Source organism: Algoriphagus sp. NF, assembly GCF_028823735.1.
Taxonomy (GTDB): domain Bacteria; phylum Bacteroidota; class Bacteroidia; order Cytophagales; family Cyclobacteriaceae; genus Algoriphagus; species Algoriphagus marincola.
The window spans coordinates 44,922-63,382 of sequence record NZ_JAPEIB010000005.1 but is presented as its reverse complement, the minus strand read 5'-3'; the positions used below and the strand labels follow the sequence as shown (position 1 = coordinate 63,382).

Below are 18,461 nucleotides of genomic sequence, written 5' to 3'. Positions count from 1 at the left end.
GGAATTAGGTTAAAAGGTTTGATTTGGAGTAGTTTAAGCATTTTTGAACGTTTTCTTCCTCCACTTGTAATTTTTGTTGGTCTGAAAGGCCAGAAACCTGAGGTAAAGAGCCCGAATAGCTTTCTTTGCGGACAAAGGATAAATGCCTAGACAGCTCGGAACCTGAAACACTTTCAAAAGTCTCCCAATACTTATCTGTTAGGCAAGGAATTTTCAAAGGGTCCCGGGTGATCATTTCCAGTGAAAACTGAATATCCGGATTGAATTTCCTGCAGAGATCCATTCCTTTTTTCAAATCTACAATCCCTTCTCCCAAAGGCACCTCCGAAAGTAGAAATCCTTCCTCATATTCCTGAACACCCATATCTTTCACATGGGTAGAAAAAGCAAATGGCGCTAAATTTTCAATCACTTGATTGGGGTTTTCCAAAAGGGAAACATTATTTCCAAAATCAACCGTAGCACCCACCCACTCAGAACTTAAGTTTTTTAAAATTTCGACAAGTTCCTCCGAAGTCCAGTCCTTATGGTTTTCCACTGCCAATTTCACCTGATGCTTTTTGACTATTGCTTCGGCCAACTGCAAAGAAATCAATGCCTTTTTCTTAAAGTCCTTAAATTGATCATTGGATTCAAAGTTCTCATAGCGACGACCATTTAAGCAAACTGTTCTGAGCACTGTGGCTCCCGCATTTTTAGCATCCTTAATTTCCTGTTCAAATCGATCTAGATCCGTCTTTTCTTTCGGTAAACTAATACTTCCTTCCAAGTACAAGCCCAACTTCTCCCGCTCTTCTCTTACCGTTTTACTAAAGTCAAATCCCCAAGCTCCCACGGTAGTCTGAACTCCCCCGGCACCGATTTGATGACAGTGCCGCATCAAATCCAAAGCATTTTCAAAAGGAGGGAAATCCTCGCTTTTCACCCTACCTCCATAGCGCATTCCATAGGAATGGATGACTATTCCCATCGAATACTCTTTCAAAAAATCAGGAATTCTGGGAAAAGGCATAGAAAAGGAAAGTGCTGCCAAACTGCTGGTTTGAAGGAATTGGCGTCTTTTCATCATGGCTTGGGATTGGGTTTTGTCTTTTCTTGATTGAGTTTGGAGATATGAGCGTTCAGTTCGTCAGCTGACCAAGGGTAAACTCTCCCTTGCGATGTATGGCGCGTACCTCCCACGAGTCTTGGGCTGATTGGTCCGGCTTGATTCCCCCACTCATTTCTAATGTAGGTCAAAATAGCCGCAATGCTTCCATCATCCATGGTGGAATGGGAAGGCATGACAGGGAGAATTTCCGGTACATCATATTCTTTCCCATTGACAGAGATCGGACCTTCGATTCCATGCAATAAAATCAAAGCTAGCCTTCGCTCATCTCCAGTCACCCATTCAGAACCTACCAAAGGCGGCCCCATTCGATTGACACCTCCTCCATTACTCGCATGGCACCCTGCGCAAGAAGTCAGATACTTTTGCCTACCATCAGCAAAAAGCACTTGAGATTGCGCATCCAATGTCAAAACATTATTAGACTCCATTTCAGGCGAAAACCCCTCCCAACGAAAAAGATTCTTTGCCCGAGTAAGCTGCTGATTTTGTTCCGTAAATTGAAATAATTCCGGCTCCCGGTCTAGCCAAAATTTACCTTGATTTTCTGCTTTTGAGCCTTGGATGGCTAGCGCTGATAATACTGCCTCAGAAGACCAGTGAGTTGATTTGGAAGCAATAAAATTCAAAAGAGAAGCAGTCTCATCCGGATCTGAACCTTGTACTACAGCCAAAGCGAGCGTCTCTAAAAATATGGCTTTCGCTTCAGATTGGACTTCAAGAAAATTCTCCTTTTCCAGATAAGTCAAAAACTCAAACTCATCCCCTTCTAAGCTGCTCATGACCGCATCCCGAAAAAGTGCCTCAGAACCAAAATCCTCCAAGATCGACTTCAGTAAATCAAACTTCACCGGATTTTGTAGCACGGAAGCGGTTAGGGCAGCCTGCAATGCTAGACTTTCATCTTGAACTGGTGATATCGCAATCAGACTCTTACCAAGTTCCCTTGCGACTATTTCATCTTTTTCAGCGGCTTTTTCTAAAATTCTCAAAATATGCCTTTGCACTTCATTACTCGAATTGCCGAAGGATTGAAGTAGGAAATCAGGATCTACTGCACCCAATCCTTCCAAGGTCCACAAGGCATGAATTCTTCCAAGATCAGTTTTGGACTTTTCACGAATAAACTCCTCAATCAAATTGACTAAACTCAACCCTCCTCTCTCTATCAAGAGGCGTTGAGACATATCTCGATACCAGCCATCTGCATGATCCAAGGTGAAAATTAAATCTTCATCGGAAAGATCAGTCAGATTAACACTTTCAAAATTGGAATGACCCTTCGGAACTATGCGCCAAATTCTCCCCATATGGCCCGGCTGATCAAGATTGCGAAGCAAGGTCTGCTCTCGGAGATAGTCTGTCATGTAAGACCCATGCTGCACGATTCCCTGATACATATCGGCGATATACAATCCCCCGTCAGGACCTAAAGTCCCATAAACAGGCCGAAAACGTTCATCCGTTGAGGCCATAAATTCCCTTCCGGGATTAGGATCCTCAGCGGATAGTTTTACGCCCTCCTCTCGAATGACATTGCGCTTTACAAGATTCCCGGCATTCTCCATCACAAACATATTACCATGATACTCCTGGGGCAAAAGGCTTGCTCGGTAAACGGTCGGTGCACTTGCCGAAGTAAATTCAAGTAAACGGCCGGTAGAGTCCAATGTGCCGGGAATATAGCCCCGATTTACAGCCAAATTACTTCGGATGGGATAGACACGGCGATCAATGGTCAGGCCATGATCGATTCCTGTATTCGCTTGATGATTCTTGTTTCTGCTGAAAGTATTTGGCGGAACCAGATCACCATGAAGCTGAGACCAATTATAATTATAGATCAAGCGACCCTGATCATCTTGGGTGATTCCCCATTGCCCCCTAAACTCGGTACTATCACGAATCCATTCTCCATCCTGTAGTCGATATCGAAGCCTGGATTTGGCGCTGTAGTACCAGTTGTCTAGATTTCTGACAAAACCATTATCTGAATGTTCGGGAATTCCATTGGCAGCATAGGTGGAATCCAATAAAGTCTTTTTATCAGCTATCCAATCTCCGTCCAAGTCTTCGGTAACCCAAAGCGCATTATTTTCGGCGACCAAAGCCCCATTTTCAAAAAGCCCTAAGGCACGAGGCATGATCAAGCCGTCCAAATAAACAATTCGATGATCCATTTTGCCATCACCATCTGTATCTTCTAAAATAGCAATGGATCCGACGGGTTGGCCCTCTTCAGAGCCGTCGATATCATTCATATATCCGCGCATCTCCACAACCCAAAGCCTCCCTCGTTCATCAAATTGAATGATCACGGGACTTTCTACCAAGGGTTCGGAAGCAACCAATTGAACTTCCAGTCCAGGATCAATTTGAAAAGTGAGAATTTCTTCCTCGGCAGCTCGTGCAGGGCTATCCGGAGTCTCAGGCATTGGCTTCGGCTCCTTGCAGGCAGCAAGAATTGAAATGGAGCAAAAAAAGACTTTCCAAGAGAGCCTATTCATGGCATGTAGATTATTTTGGGCGATAAGGTCAATAAACCTCCTTTCTAAAATGAAATATATTTCCCTGATTACCAAACGAGTATTTGGTGAGCGGTTTGAATTATGAGCTTTTGAAAAAGAAAGGACTCAAATAAAGTACAGGAGAGTTTACTCCCGCAAAGAAGCAAAGTGGCAAAGGATCGAATGAAGAATTAAAAAGATACAGAAGAAAGAGTCCTGAAGGCACGAAATATATTAGCCGGGGGTTGCCAACCCTAAGTAAAAGAACAACATCATTCCCCAGCACTGCCCCTTGATCTCGAATAGGAAGTAGAAATAGGGTGCCAGTAAGACGGAAACGAATTTGCTTAGTGAACAGATGCTATGACGTCAATTTACCACGGCGGAAAAGTACTTCCAATTTTCAAATCCTAAATAAACCTCCAATCAAAGGAAGCCTCCTATTTTCAAAAGAGATTCAGAAATCCTGAAAATTGGACGTAAATTCCATTCACAAATCCATGAAACAACTTCTGATCGCCATATTTCTTTGTGTGAGCATTGCCGGGCCGATGAGTATGGGAATGGCTGCGTTCGAATTGCGCTTTTGGGAGTTGAGGGAAAATTTCTCGGAGCGATATACCCAAAGCGAAAATAAAGAACGCGTTCAGACACTAATTTTTTCAAAAAGCGAAATCTCTCAAGTTTTGAAATGGGAGCATGATCGGGAATTTGAGTACCAAGGTCAGATGTATGACGTGCTGGAAATTCACGACAAAGGCGAACAAGTCGAATACCTGGTTTGGCATGATGAGGAAGAAAGCGAATTGAAAGAAAAAGAGCGCGAATACGAGGATTTTGAACATGAAAACCATGAAAGAGCTCAATCAAAAAGTTCTTTTCACCTCACTTTTTTCTTTCAGGAAATCCCACTAACAAGCTTCTTGAAATTATCTCCGGAGCCTTTAGACTCAGTCCAAATCGAAGCATCCTGGAATAATCTTAATACCCTTCCAGTCACCCCTCCTCCTATTCTATTCCGATGATTTAGCATTGCTGCTTATCGTCAGCATTTGTATCAATTAATCCAGAATAGAAATGAAATATTTTATGACCTGGGTGATTTGTTGTGCCTTGATTTTTGAAATGAGAAGTCAGACGATCATCATTTTGGACAAGGCCAATGAAGAACCAGTAAGTACTGCGGCAGTCAGTGATCCTGCCACGGGCAGAGTGGTTTTTGCCAATAAAAAAGGACAGGCAGACCTGAGTTCTTTCGCGGCATCTAATACCTTACAAATAAGCAGTTTTGGGTATAGCACCCTGATGATCCGAAAATCAGAATTGGCTTCGAGTGATGATCTGGTTTTCTACTTGGAGAAAAACAATCTGAATTTGGGAGAGGTAATCATCTCGGCCAATAAATGGACCCAAGACAGTCGGAACATCCCTCAAAAAATCACCCCTATCCCAAAGGCTGAAGTGGAATTTCAAAACCCTCAAACAGCAGCTGATTTGCTTGGGATTTCTGGCAAAGTCTATGTACAAAAAAGCCAACAAGGGGGAGGAAGCCCGATGATCAGAGGGTTTGCCACCAATAGACTTCTCTACTCGGTGGACGGAGTGCGGATGAATACGGCAATTTTCCGAGGAGGAAATATCCAAAACGTCATCAACCTTGACCCTTTTGCCATTAGCAGCACGGAGGTCCTTTTCGGCCCTGCTTCTGTCATCTATGGGAGTGATGCTATCGGAGGAGTGATGAGTTTCCAAACATTGAATCCATCATTTTCTGTCAACGAAAAACCTGTAGTATCTGGCACCTTGCTTGGCCGATATTCGTCGGCTAATCAAGAAAATACGGGACATGCATCGGTGCAAATCGGCTGGAAAAAATGGGCCATTGCCACCAGTTTTACTTCCTGGGACTTTGATGATTTGAGGCAGGGAAGTAATGGTCCTGACGATTACCTAAAGCGTAACTATGTCGAGCGAATAGACGGAGAAGATGTGGTAATCCCAATCGAGGACCCTGCTTTGGTGCAGATTCCATCAGGCTACAATCAACGAAACTTGATGCAAAAGGTGCGTTTCCGCCCAAATGATCATTGGGAGTTTCAGTATGGTTTTCATTATTCGGCTACCTCTAGCTATGGGCGCTATGACCGGCACAATCGTGTCCGAAATGGACTTCCCCGCTATGCTGAATGGAATTATGGCCCGCAGAAATGGATGATGAATCACCTGAAAGTTTCCAATTTTCAGTCCAACAGTTTCTATGACCGAGTGAACCTTAGTATGGCTTTGCAGAATTTCGAGGAAAGCCGAATCGACCGGGACTTGAACAACCCGATTCGAAACACACAAATCGAAGAGGTCAATGCCTACTCGGCCAATTTAGATTTTACTAAAAACTTAAATCCCCAGAATTACCTATTCTATGGTTTGGAGTGGGTTTTAAATAATGTAAACTCTTCGGGTTTTACGACAAACATCGATTCAGAAATTCAGGAAGATGGACCTTCCCGTTATCCCAATTCCACCTGGACCTCTTTTGGAGCCTATCTCAATTGGGAGTCAAAAATCCATGAAAAAGCGACTCTTCAAACAGGCCTTCGATACAGTCATTTCGGAATCGAGAGTCAATTTGATACCCGCTTTTTCCCTTTTCCATTTGAAGAGGCAAGTCTAAAAAATGGTAACCTGACAGGAAGTGTGGGAATCATTTGGAATCCGGCTGAATCCTGGATCCTCAGCACCAATTTAGGAACCGCATTCCGCTCTCCAAATGTGGATGACATCGGAAAGGTATTTGATTCGGAACCCGGGGCTGTCACCGTCCCCAACCCAAATTTAAATCCGGAGTACGCCTACAACTGGGATATTTCTATTGCCAAAGTGATCAATGAAACATTGAAGTTTGACCTGACTGGCTTCTACACGCTGCTTGATAATGCCTTGGTACGTAGAAACTTCCAACTGAATGGTCAGGACAGTATTTTCTATTCGGGAGAACTGAGCCAAGTACAAGCTATCCAAAATGCCGCCCAAGCTCGAGTTTACGGTTTACAGTTGGGCATGCAGATCAAATTGAGTAGCCGCTTTACTTTCCTTACGGACATGAATTTCCAAGAAGGGGAAGAAGAGCTGGATGATGGAAGCATCAGCGCCTCTAGACATGCAGCACCTTTTTTTGGAGTGAGCCGAATAGACTATCAGGCGAAAAAGCTTCGCGCTCAACTCTATGTGGACTATCAAGGTGAGCGTAGCTTTGAGAATCTGGCCTTTGAAGAGCAGCGAAAAGATGAAATCTATGCCAAGGACGAAAATGGGAACAACTACTCTCCAGCTTGGTACACGCTGAATCTAAAGTTTTCCTATCCTTTGACTGATTTTCTATTTCTAAATATTGGATTGGAAAATATCACGGATCAGCGCTACCGACCTTACAGTTCCGGAATCTCGGGACCTGGTCGTAATTGGGTTCTCTCTCTGAGGGGTAATTTCTAAGTATTGATTAAAGTCTGGGGTTTTCCTCAGACTTTTTTTTAATTTAATCAGTGAACACCCAGACTTTTATGATAGACTATCCCAAGTCCCCTGAAGAAATACAAGCCTACCTGAAAAATGGTCTTAGCCAGGAAGAAGCGGCTAAACGGCTGGGGCAATTCGGGCCTAATCAACTGAAAGAAAAAAAGAAGAAATCCACCTTTCAACTTTTTCTAGACCAATTCAAAGACTTTATGATTACCATTTTGGTCATCGCTGCAATATTCTCAGGTATTGCAGGAGAGTGGTCTGACACGATTATCATTTTGGTTATCGTTGTTTTGAATGCCATCATGGGCTTCGTACAAGAGTATCGTGCCGAAAAAGCTATGGAATCCCTCAAAAAAATGAGTGAGGTCCAGTCGCAAGTCATTCGGGGAGGAAAAAACCAAGTCTTACCCTCCCGGGATTTGGTGCCGGGCGATTTAGTACTCTGTGAGGCGGGGAATATGATCCCGGCAGATATTCAATTATTGGAAGAGAATGCCATTAAAGTCGATGAATCCTCCTTGACTGGAGAATCTGTCCCTGTGGAAAAAGAGGCTAGTAAATCCATCACCCCATCTGCTGAAATCGATTCTCCTACACACCTTTTTAAAGGTACCCTACAAACCAATGGGCGGGGAATGGGAATCATTTTAGCAACCGGAATGAATACCCAACTGGGGAAAATCGCCGATTTACTTCAGGAAAAAAGGCCGAACACTCCTCTTCAAATCCGAATGGAGAAATTCGGCAAAACCATTTCACTTTTTATCCTTTTGATTTGTCTGGTGATTTTTGGAATGGGTATTCTGAGAGGAGAAGATCCTATCCCTCTGATGCTGGTCAGCGTGAGTCTAGCCGTGGCGGCCATTCCAGAAGCATTACCCGCTTTGATCACCATTGCGCTATCTTTGGGCGCAGCCCGACTTGCAAAAAAAGAAACTTTGATACGCAAACTACCTGCCGTGGAAAGCTTGGGGTCCATCACCTTCATTTGCACAGATAAAACCGGCACCCTGACCAAAAACCAAATGAAGGTCGTCCGGAAAGAGGCCTCCCAAGACTCCTTACCGGAAGGAAATGTACCCCTTCAATTGGCCATGGCGCTCAATCATGACATTCAGTCCAACGAGGAAGGGGATTTCATGGGCGAAGCGACTGAATTGGCATTGGTAGAGCATATCGTAGAAGATTTGGGGCAAAAGGAGTACGAGCAAATTCAAGAAAAATATCCCCGAGTCGGAGAGATCCCTTTTGATTCGGAACGAAAGCGGATGAGTACTTTCCATCAATTTGAGGACCATGTTTTAGTCATTTGTAAAGGGGCTACTGAGACTATCCTTGACGTACTTGAAAAGGATATTTCTTCAGAAGAAATTATAAAAATGTCCGACCAATGGGCTTCTGAGGGAGAGCGGGTCTTGGCTTTTGCAGGAAAACTCATCCCCTCCCTTCCGGCAGAAGAAGAATGGGAGAATTTGGAAAAAGACCTGTCTTTTTGGGGTTTGGCGGGCATGATAGACCCTCCACGCGAGGAGGTGAAAGAAGCTATTCAGGAATGTAAAACAGCGGGTATTCAACCTGTCATGATCACTGGAGATCATCCCGAAACTGCCAAAACCATTGCTGAGCAAGTTGGTATTTTGGAGGAAGGCAGACTATCCATCAGCGGCTCGGAATTGCGTGAGCTTTCAGATGAAGATTTTGAAAAGCAAATCGAAAAAATCAGTGTTTATGCTCGGGTTTCTCCCGACCAAAAATTACGAATCGTCAAAACCCTTCAAAGTAAAGGACAATTTGTAGCCATGACAGGAGATGGGGTGAACGACGCCCCGTCCCTTCGGGCAAGTACGATTGGAGTGGCGATGGGAATTACCGGTACAGACGTGAGCAAAGAAGCCGCTCACATGATTCTGTTGGATGATAACTTTGCTACCATCGTGCGAGCAATCCGGGAAGGCAGAAGAATTTTTGACAATATCCGGAAGTTCATCAAGTACATCATGACCTGTAATGGGGCAGAGATTTTGACGATTACGCTTGCTCCATTTTTGGGTATGCCGATCCCCCTTCTTCCCATTCATATTCTGTGGATCAATTTGGTTACTGATGGCATCCCGGCATTGGCATTGGCAAAGGAAAAAGCCGAAAGCAATATCATGAAACGGCCTCCACGACCACCAAAGCAGAGTCTTTTTGCTGATGGTGTAGGGATTCACATCCTTTGGGTTGGTACCTTGATGGCTGCAGTGACGCTTTTCACCCAATATTGGGCGATCCGAAATGAATGGCATTGGCAGACTATGGTTTTTTCTGTCTTGGCCTTTTCCCAATTGGGACATGTGATGGCCGTGAGAAGCGACCGGGATTTTCTATTTAAGCAAGGACTCTTCAGCAATCTGCCTTTGATTCTCGCCGTTTTAGGAATGATTGCTTTACAGATATTGGTCATTTATGTGCCCGTTTTCAATAAACTTTTTCATACAGAAGCGTTGAATCTACCCGAGCTACTGATTTGCGGAGGGATGGGTTTGGTTGTTTTTCATGCTGTGGAAATGGAGAAATTGGTGAAAAAATGGCGAAGGAACAGCTGAATATACTTGCATAGCTAAGCATTTTGGAAAAAAAAGTCTGTGCAAGAGAAACTAAAACTCATGAATAGAAGAAAATTTTTAAAATCTGGAATCGCATTGGGAACTGCCCTGGCAGCTGGTGGAATTTATGCATGGAAAATCGAGCCTTATTGGTTGGAATTTGTTCATCTCCCCATGCCTGTCAAAAATTTACCCAAAGAGCATGTAGGGAAAACCCTCATCCAACTTTCTGATATCCATGTCGGTGATAGGGTTCCTGCTGATTACTTGATAGAATCCATGAGAAAAGCACAGGCCTTAAATCCCGATTGGGTTGTTTATACGGGGGACTTCACGCATTTCAAAAACTCCGAGCAGTACAGCCAACTCAGCACTGTGCTCCAATCAGCTACCAAGGGAAAAATAGGAACTTTCGCCTCCTTAGGAAACCACGATTATGGACATGCTTGGTCCATGCCCGAGGTAGCAGATGAAACCACTTCTATCCTCGAAAATGCAGGAATCAAGACTTTAAGGGATCAAAAATACAACTCGGAGGGATTGACGATATACGGAGTGGAAGACCTCTGGGGCACTAATTTCAATCCCGAAAAAGTGATGAAAACCTGGGATCCCAAAGAAGCCGCTCTCGTGATGTGTCATAACCCTGATGCCTGTGATCTTCCCGTTTGGAACGGTTATGATGGTTGGGTTTTGGCTGGCCATACGCACGGAGGTCAAGTCAGGCCACCTTTCCTTCCGCCACCTATTCTGCCCGTCAAAAATAGACGCTACGACCAGGGAAAAATTGACCTAGAAGATGGACGAACCCTTTACATCAATCGGGCTCTAGGAAATTACTTCCCTATCCGCCTGAATGTCCGCCCTGAGATCACCGTTTTCACCCTTACCCAAGCATTAGTCCAATTTTCCATTTAATTCTTTCCCCAATCTGATTATCTTCCGAATTCGTTTTTGCAAAAAATAAAAATCGGTGTCTTTAGAAAAACAGGAAAAACTGCCAAGAAACCTTGGGCTTTGGGGCATTTGGATGCTTGTGGTCAACGGATTTATTGGAGCAGGAATCTTTGGATTGCCTTCCGGCGCAGCGGATTTGGCAGGAGATTACAGCGTTTGGATTTATGCTTTTTGTGCACTGCTCATGCTTCCGGTGATTTTGAGCTTTGCCGAAGTTGGGAGTTACTTTAGAGGGACAGGCGGCCCGATCAAATACGGAACGCAGGCTTTTGGAGGATTTGTGGGCTTTCAAGGAGGCTGGTTGTATTACCTCGCCCGGCTGATTTCCTTCGCCGCCAACACGGTCCTTTTATCAGACAGCATCGCCTACTTTTTTCCAATTGCAGGAGAAGGTACCGGTCGTCTTTTTACCATTTTGCTTACCATTCTGGGACTTAGTTCGGTGAATATTTTGGGTTCGAGTGAGTCCATCCGATCCATGACCTTTTTCACCGTTATCAAATTTGGAGTCTTGATAAGCTTGGTTTTTGGAGGCTTTGTACTTTTGGGAGACACCATGGTCCCAACATTTGATTCAGCGCTTCCTCAGGCGGGAGATTTAGGTGCGGCAGCCTTGCTTTTGATTTATGCTTTTGTAGGCTTTGAGGGGGCGATTGTCCCTGCAGGAGAAGCTAAAAAACCCGAGCGAGACATGCCCATGGGGCTAATTCTAGGACTTATAGTTGTGGTGATTTTATACATGCTGATCCAACTAGTGGCTATGGCAGCAGTCCCAAATTTGGCAGAATCTACCACTCCACTACTAGACACAGCATCCAACCTCTTTGGGGAATTTGGAGCCTACTTTCTGATGGTTGGCGTGGCCACCTCCGTAATCGCCAATCTGATTAGCTCCATGTTTTCCGCTACGCGTGTCACCTATGCACTTTCACTAGAAAATTCCCTCCCAGCTTGGTTTGGAAAGGTCCACAATCGCTTTCTTACACCCGCCAATTCAGTCCTATTTTTCGGAATCGCAGCCTTAATCCTAGCGGCCATGGGCTCTTTCCGGTTCCTGGCGGCCATGACAGTTTTATCCCGGCTTTTCCTATTTATCATGACTTGTGCAGCCGTACCTGCACTTCGACCAAAGTTCCGTGGACAAGGAAGATTTATTCTAAAAGGCGGCTATCTAATTCCAATTTTAGGAATTTTGTCTTGCCTGTGGCTGATGATGCAAGTAAGCTGGGAATCAGTTTGGATGACAGGAATCTTTGTATTGATTGGAACGGGTCTGTATTGGATCGGAAAGCGACAAGCAGATAATTCCACAGAATAAACGCTTAGCTTTTCCGATAAATAGTAATTTCGTCCATGTCCCAGGAGAAACTTGCCATCCGTACCGTAATTTTCAGCATGCTGGGAAATGGGCTGCTCTCAGGAATCAAATTTCTGGCAGGTATTTTCGGAAATTCCTTTGCGCTGATCGCTGATGCTATTGAGTCCTTGGTGGATGTTTTTTCAAGCATTTTGGTCTTGATCGGCTTGAAATATGCACAGCGGCCGGCAGACGAAAATCACCCCTATGGACATGGAAAAGCTGAAGCCCTGATTACCTTTCTGGTGGTGGGTTTTCTAATCGTCTCTGCGGTGACCATTGCCTATCAGGCCATTCAAAATATCCGCACACCACATGAGGGACCGGCATCTTGGACCTTGGCGGTTTTGGCAGCGATTATTATGTGGAAAGAAATATCCTACCGATTTGTACTTAATCGCAGCAAAAAGCTTCAATCGAGCTCCCTCCGAGCTGAAGCTTGGCATCATCGCAGTGATGCTATTACTTCAGTAGCTGCATTTATCGGGATTTTGATCGCGATTTGGGGTGGTGAGGGCTATGAAAAGGCTGATGACTATGCAGCCATTTTTGCCGCAGGCTTCATTCTCTACAATTGCTACCTTATTTTCCGGCCGGCACTTGGGGAAGTCATGGATGAAGATACTCATGATGACTTGACTGCCGAAATCCGAAAAGTCGCACTGACGGTAGAAGGAATCACTGGTACAGAAAAATGCTTTATTCGAAAAGCGGGTATGAAATTCCACGTTGATTTGCATGCTAATGTGGACGGGGACTTGACTGTGAGAGAAGGACATGACATCGCCCATGATCTCAAGGATACTTTGAAGAAAGAAATCCCCGAACTAGGGCATATCTTGATACATATCGAGCCGTTCGATTAGAGGCTGACAATTAATGTCTTTACAAATTCTCTTCTGCGTTTTTTAAGCTAATTTGAGACCATGGAAAAAATCCTAACTACAAGTTACAAAAGCCCCGTCGGCGAATTGATCCTTGGTGCTTTTCAAGGTCGACTATGCCTCTGTGACTGGCAGTATCGGAGGATGAGAAAGGCAGTGGACGAACGTATCCAAAAAGGGCTAAATGCTGATTTTTTGAACTTTGATCTTGATTCGGAGAAGAAAAGCCCCACTTCAGCTACAGATAAGGATTTTAGACCTGAAAATATCGAAGTCATCCAAGAGGCTATCAAACAGTTAGATAGCTATTTTTCCGGAAATCGAAAAACCTTTGATATCCCTCTAAGCTTGGTTGGTACTGATTTTCAAGAGGCTGTTTGGAAGGAATTGATGAAAATTCCTTTTGGAGAAACGAGAAGCTACCTGGAACTTTCCCGGCAATTGGGTAATCCGGATGCAATCCGTGCGGTCGCTTCTGCCAATGGTGCCAATGCAATTTCCATAATTATTCCCTGTCATCGGATTATTGGTTCGGATGGAAACCTGGTTGGCTATGCCGGAGGCTTGGATGCAAAAAAGCGATTGTTGCGACTTGAGGGAGCGAAACCTTTAAAAAACCAAAACCAGCTTGATTTTTTTAACTAGGCCAATAACCCAAAACACTGCTTCGCAATTTCCAATTCTTCGTTGGTTGGGATGACCAATAATTTGACCTTAGAATCCAAGGTTTGAATCTCCTGAATTCCTTTACCTAAACTCTCATTTTTTCCCAAATCCATCTGAATTCCGAGATAGTCCATATTTTCACAAACCAATTTTCGGGTCAAGCGATCATTTTCACCCACTCCTCCTGTAAAAATCACCCCGTCCAGCCCATTCATACAAGCCGTGAATGCGCCGATGTATTTTTTGATGCGGTAAGCGTACAAGTCATAGGCAAGTTGGGCTCTAGGATCCCCTTCCTGAAGTAGCTTCTGAATATCCCGCATATCGCTGTAGCCTGTCAAGCCCAACATTCCACTTTTTTTGTTGAGCAATGTATTCACTTCCTCGAGACTGTATCCCAATTGATTTACCAAATAAAAAATGACCGCCTGATCGATGTCCCCTGCCCGAGTTCCCATAATCAAGCCATTCATAGGCCCCATTCCCATGCTGGTATCAATCGATTTCCCATTTTGAATGGCAGCCATACTACAGCCATTGCCCAAGTGGATGCTGATAAGCTTGATGTTTTGACTTCCTAAATATTCCATTGCCCGCTCGGATACATACTTATGGCTAGTTCCATGAAATCCATAGGCCCGAATCCCATGCTGCTCATACAGCTCATTGGGAATGGCCATCCGAAAAGCAACAGGAGGCTGTGTCTGATGAAAAGCCGTGTCAAAAACAGCGATTTGCTTGGCCTCAGAAAAAATCTCTTCCGCCACTTCTATACCCAAGTAATTTGCCGGATTATGTAGCGGAGCAAGGGGAAAAAGCTCCTTGATTTTTGCTTTTACCTCAGAACTGATCAGTTGGGTACTGGCAAATTTTTCTCCCCCATGCACAACCCGATGTCCAACCGCTTCTACCTGCTTTGGATCAGAAATGACGCCTATCTCAGGATCAGTCAAATATTCAGCAACCAACCTCAACCCCTCAGAATGAGAATTAATAGCTTTGGTTTCACTTCGTTCAATTTTCCCCTTTGGCAAAAAAGCCTTATAGTCAATTCGGGACTCATCCAACCCAATTCGGTCCACCATTCCTGAACAAATAACCTTCTCCTCGGGCATTTGAATCAGTTGATACTTGATGGAACTACTTCCGGAATTAATGACAAAGATTTTCATTTGGCTGATTCTTGTGCTTGAATGGCTGTAATTACAACCGTATTAAAAATATCAATGACTGTGCACCCTCGACTCAGGTCATTGACGGGTTTGTTGAGCCCTTGGAGCATAGGACCGATGGCAATAGCCCCGGTTTCCCGCTGCACGGCTTTGTAGGTGTTATTTCCTGTGTTGAGATCTGGGAAAATCAAGACACTGGCCTGACCCGCTACCTCAGAATTGGGAAGTTTCTGTCTTCCTACGATCGGATCCACTGCCGCATCGTATTGAATAGGCCCCTCAATCTTAAGTTCTGGACGTCTGGATTTGACGATTTCGGTGGCTTTTCGCACTTTCTCTACCTCCTCTCCTGCTCCGGAAGTCCCCGATGAATAGGATAGCATCGCTACTTTGGGTTCAATCCCAAACATCAAAGCGGATTCAGCTGAAGAGATGGCGATATCCGCCAATTGCTCAGAAGTGGGATTGGGCACGACTGCACAATCCCCGAAAACCGACACCCGATTAGGGAGACACATAAAGAAGACCGAGGAAACGGTATTGACACCGGGTTTGGTTTTGACGAACTGCAAAGCGGGTCGAATCGTATGTTGGGTAGTATGCACTGCTCCGGAAACCATGCCATCAGCATGACCCTTATACACCATCATGGTTCCGAAATAAGATACATCATGCATGAGATCTCTGGCTGTCGTGAGGGAAATTCCCTTTGCTTTGCGAAGCTCATACAATTCCTGCGCGTACTCCTCAAATCGATCCGAAGTAGCAGGTTCTACAATATTGATTCGGTCAAAGTCCGTGGAAATATTCAGACGAGCCATCATGGATTCGATCTCCTCTCGATTTCCCAAAAGGGTAAGCTCAACCACTTCCTGTCGCAGAAGCATGTCTGCGGCCTGCAAAATCCGCTCATCTGTTCCCTCTGGCAAGACGATGTGTTTTTTATGACTTTTGGCCCGCTTGACGATCTGATACTGAAACATCCGAGGAGTCAGAATCTCCGAACTAAATGACCCCATTCGATCATCTAGTGCCTTTTCATCCACATATTCTTCAAAAAGCCGTATGGCCAAGGCGATTTTTTCCTTATCCTCCGGTGCAATACGGGCGCGAATTTCATTGACTTTGGTCACGACCATAAAAGTCCCATCGTCCACCTGCAAAATCGGCACAATCGTCTCCAAACCTTCCAAAAGCTTGACGATGGAGGGCTCAGGATGCATTCCTCCCGAAACGATGACCCCGGCTATCTTCCCAAAATTTCTGGAGATATTGGCCTGGAGGGAACCTATCAAGATATCCCCACGATCCCCCGGAGTGACTACGAGGGTATTATCATTAATTCGATCTAAGAAATTGTGAAGCTGCATGGCTCCCACGACTGATTGATCCACCCGATTGGTCAGGTACTGCTCCCCAAAAAGCAACTTGGCTCCCAAGGAATCCATGATTTCTCCCATCGTAGGATTGCTAAGCTGCTCATGGCTAGGAATAGCGCTGATCAGAATACTTTTTGGAAGAATATGCTTGAGCCGTCTAAGGATCTCATCCCGCTTGGATGGCTTGACTTTATTTGCGATGAGGGAAAGGACCTGAACCTCCTGACTGAGGTAGCTATTGACGCTTGCCATGGCCAGATCGATGATTTCTGAGGTCGTCCGATGGGCGCAATTGAGAATAATGGCAGCAGGGATTCCCAAGTTTTTGGCAATGCTGATATTCCCGTCAAACTCAACATTGGTGCTTACGTCCGAAAAATCAGTTCCTTCCACCACGATAAAATCTGCCGATTCTTTCAGAGAATTAAACTTCTCAATAATCACATCTATAAGAAAGGCCTCGTTACGCTTATTGATTTCCTTGAAGGCATTTTTCCGGGTGAAGGCATACATTTCATCATAGCGCTGATGAAGGTTGAAGTGCTTCCCGAGCAGTTCCAAACGCCGGTCTTTATCTCTCTTATTACCTGTTATGATGGGCTTGAAATAGGCCAATCGATCCGTTTTGGCAGCCAGCATATTCATTAGGCCCAAGGCAAAAATGGATTTGCCGGAAAAGGGTTCGGTTGTGGTGAGATAAATCGCTTTGGTCATAATATTCTAAAAACTAAATGAATCTGAGGCAAAATTGCTCCCGATAAGTTTAAAAATACCTGATAAAGATCAGCTGACAAGGAAATTTTTCTTTTTCAAGATTTACCAAAGTTGGGAAGGGTTAGAAGCAACAATGGTCAGATGTTTGGGGTTCGAGGTTCGGCGTTCAAGGTTGGGTGTTTTCTGACTTTGAAAATTGACTATTGAGTTTGATAATTGATCATTATCAACTGGCTCCCACTGCCAATGAAAACAGTTTTGGCAACGACCTTTCAACTTTTCCACCTCTCCCCTTACAATTCACTATTTACCTCTCACTACTTACCAATGAGATAGCCACGTCGCTTCTAGAATTACCCGAGAATCTAATGTTTTTCGTTCCAGCTCCTCGCTATGACGGCACCTTACAACCTTCCCTCTTTAAACTTTCCAATTCTAAAAAGTCCCCGCCACCAAGAACCCAATATAGGTCCCCAAGGCATTTCCCAAGCTTCCTACCAGAACTCCGGGAATCAACAAATCAGGACGATTTAAGCTTTCAGCAGCAGCGATGGCTGTCGTATTCCCTCCCACATTGGCCTGGGAAGCAACTGCGATCACATCCCAATCCATTTTCAAAAGTGCACCGATTCCAAAAACAAAAATACCGTGAATCAAAACAAGCAAACCCACAAAAAGAATCAAGGTACCCGCCAATTCACCCACACCGGACAGCGCACTGATATCGCAAAGCGTCCCTATCACCCCCAAGAAAATCATAATCATAAAGAAGCCTAGAGTTTGCTTTCCATGCAATTGCTTGACGGCGGGAAATTGTGCTAGAATCAAAGCAATAGTCGTCAAGGTGATAATCTCAGGGACTTGAGGAAAATACTCCGCCACTATTCCACTAATAACCATGGCCAAAAAGCCCAAAGCCAGCATGGAGGCCAAGGAAGACATGGAAATCACCTCAACCCCAGTACTCTTTGGGGTGCTTTGGGCTGATTGTAGTTTTTTTCGGGGAAAAAGCTTTTGAAGGTAGCGTGGCAAAATCAAGGTGGCGATAATCCAAGGCGTTCCGATCAAATTATCCACCACGGTAGTCGCTGCGAATAGTGGCCCGTTTTCATTGACTGCATAGCTCAGTGCTACTGCATTAAAATTGATACTGCCCCCGATATAGGTACCGGTGTACATTCCTGCCACGGCCCCGGCGAGTTCGCCAATCGCCGCTTCCGGCCTCACCAGCAACCAAGAGACAGCAACCCCAACCACGGTGCCCACGGTGCCAATGCCAAACATCAGGAGTATGGGAATCCCGGCGTCTTTAAGACTTCGTAAGTCGACTTCAAGCAAGGCGATGAAAATACCCAATGGGGCTAAATACAAAAACACCCCGTCGTAGATTGGGTGCCCTTCCATCGCAGAGGGAATCAGTCCCACATTAGCAAAAAAGGCGCAGATCAAAATCACCCAAATGGGCGTACCCACCGTCCTCCCCCATGGAAAACGCGTAAACCAAATGCCAAAAAACACAGCTACACAGAGTGTAGCAGCAATAAAAAGCGGATGATCTTGAAATCCCATGTCGGGAAATTAGGGAAAGACATGGAATAAAAGCGTAA

At 44.8% G+C, this 18,461-nt stretch carries 12 protein-coding genes; 7 read left to right on the top strand and 5 right to left on the bottom strand.

The features are described from left to right. Window positions 1-4 precede the first annotated feature (4 nt). Both OU792_RS03515 and OU792_RS03510 read right to left on the bottom strand, forming a co-directional pair. The gene (locus OU792_RS03515; protein WP_342453724.1) at window positions 5-1,069 is read right to left on the bottom strand and encodes a sugar phosphate isomerase/epimerase family protein; all 1,065 of its coding nucleotides are present in this window, start codon (window positions 1,067-1,069) and stop codon (window positions 5-7) included. Beyond that, entirely contained in the window at window positions 1,066-3,618 is a 2,553-nt protein-coding gene (locus OU792_RS03510; protein WP_274669493.1) for a DUF7133 domain-containing protein, read from the bottom strand. Before OU792_RS03510 ends, OU792_RS03515 begins: the two co-directional genes overlap by 4 nt. A gap of 500 nt (window positions 3,619-4,118) precedes the next feature. Here OU792_RS03510 and OU792_RS03505 point away from each other — a divergent pair, with 500 nt between their 5' ends. Genes OU792_RS03505 through OU792_RS03475 form a run of 7 tightly spaced genes read left to right on the top strand, consistent with a single transcriptional unit; the run spans window position 4,119 to window position 13,568 of the window. Beyond that, window positions 4,119-4,643, top strand: a complete 525-nt coding sequence (locus tag OU792_RS03505) for a hypothetical protein (protein WP_274669492.1) — start codon at window positions 4,119-4,121, stop codon at window positions 4,641-4,643. A gap of 52 nt (window positions 4,644-4,695) precedes the next feature. Then, complete coding sequence (locus OU792_RS03500) at window positions 4,696-7,107, top strand: TonB-dependent receptor (RefSeq protein WP_274669491.1); 2,412 nt, start codon at window positions 4,696-4,698, stop codon at window positions 7,105-7,107. A gap of 50 nt (window positions 7,108-7,157) precedes the next feature. Continuing rightward, entirely contained in the window at window positions 7,158-9,725 is a 2,568-nt protein-coding gene (locus OU792_RS03495) for a calcium-translocating P-type ATPase, PMCA-type (protein WP_274669490.1), read from the top strand. A gap of 60 nt (window positions 9,726-9,785) precedes the next feature. Further along, complete coding sequence (locus tag OU792_RS03490; RefSeq protein WP_274669489.1) at window positions 9,786-10,643, top strand: metallophosphoesterase; 858 nt, start codon at window positions 9,786-9,788, stop codon at window positions 10,641-10,643. Window positions 10,644-10,698: 55 nt separating this feature from the next. Beyond that, on the top strand, window positions 10,699-12,000 hold the full coding sequence (locus OU792_RS03485; RefSeq protein ID WP_274669488.1) for an APC family permease: 1,302 nt from the start codon (window positions 10,699-10,701) through the stop codon (window positions 11,998-12,000). Window positions 12,001-12,035: 35 nt separating this feature from the next. Next, window positions 12,036-12,905, top strand: coding sequence for a cation diffusion facilitator family transporter (locus OU792_RS03480; RefSeq protein WP_274669487.1), 870 nt, complete (start codon window positions 12,036-12,038; stop codon window positions 12,903-12,905). A 60-nt stretch (window positions 12,906-12,965) separates the two neighbouring features. Next, window positions 12,966-13,568, top strand: coding sequence for a methylated-DNA--[protein]-cysteine S-methyltransferase (locus OU792_RS03475; protein WP_274669486.1), 603 nt, complete (start codon window positions 12,966-12,968; stop codon window positions 13,566-13,568). Here the strand turns inward: OU792_RS03475 and OU792_RS03470 are convergent. The 3 genes from OU792_RS03470 to OU792_RS03460 all read right to left on the bottom strand — a co-directional run bounded on the left by OU792_RS03470 (window position 13,565) and on the right by OU792_RS03460 (window position 18,423). Further along, window positions 13,565-14,761, bottom strand: coding sequence for an acetate/propionate family kinase (locus tag OU792_RS03470; protein ID WP_274669485.1), 1,197 nt, complete (start codon window positions 14,759-14,761; stop codon window positions 13,565-13,567). The genes OU792_RS03475 and OU792_RS03470 overlap by 4 nt on opposite strands. After that, entirely contained in the window at window positions 14,758-16,854 is a 2,097-nt protein-coding gene (pta, locus tag OU792_RS03465) for a phosphate acetyltransferase (protein WP_274669484.1), read from the bottom strand. The genes OU792_RS03470 and pta overlap by 4 nt, the downstream gene beginning before the upstream one ends. 435 nt (window positions 16,855-17,289) lie before the next feature. Continuing rightward, the gene (locus OU792_RS03460) at window positions 17,290-18,423 is read right to left on the bottom strand and encodes a DUF819 family protein (RefSeq protein WP_134201873.1); all 1,134 of its coding nucleotides are present in this window, start codon (window positions 18,421-18,423) and stop codon (window positions 17,290-17,292) included. Window positions 18,424-18,461: the final 38 nt, after the last annotated feature.

Excerpts from the sequence above, each read along its gene's own strand:
- OU792_RS03480 (WP_274669487.1), top strand. The coding sequence starts at position 12,036 with ATGTCCCAGGAGAAACTTGCCATCCGTACCGTAATTTTCAGCATGCTG.
- OU792_RS03490 (WP_274669489.1), top strand. The coding sequence starts at position 9,786 with ATGAATAGAAGAAAATTTTTAAAATCTGGAATCGCATTGGGAACTGCC.
- pta (WP_274669484.1), bottom strand. The coding sequence starts at position 16,854 with ATGACCAAAGCGATTTATCTCACCACAACCGAACCCTTTTCCGGCAAA.
- OU792_RS03500 (WP_274669491.1), top strand. The coding sequence starts at position 4,696 with ATGAAATATTTTATGACCTGGGTGATTTGTTGTGCCTTGATTTTTGAA.
- OU792_RS03515 (WP_342453724.1), bottom strand. The coding sequence starts at position 1,069 with ATGATGAAAAGACGCCAATTCCTTCAAACCAGCAGTTTGGCAGCACTT.
- OU792_RS03460 (WP_134201873.1), bottom strand. The coding sequence starts at position 18,423 with ATGGGATTTCAAGATCATCCGCTTTTTATTGCTGCTACACTCTGTGTA.
- OU792_RS03470 (WP_274669485.1), bottom strand. The coding sequence starts at position 14,761 with ATGAAAATCTTTGTCATTAATTCCGGAAGTAGTTCCATCAAGTATCAA.
- OU792_RS03510 (WP_274669493.1), bottom strand. The coding sequence starts at position 3,618 with ATGAATAGGCTCTCTTGGAAAGTCTTTTTTTGCTCCATTTCAATTCTT.
- OU792_RS03475 (WP_274669486.1), top strand. The coding sequence starts at position 12,966 with ATGGAAAAAATCCTAACTACAAGTTACAAAAGCCCCGTCGGCGAATTG.
- OU792_RS03505 (WP_274669492.1), top strand. The coding sequence starts at position 4,119 with ATGAAACAACTTCTGATCGCCATATTTCTTTGTGTGAGCATTGCCGGG.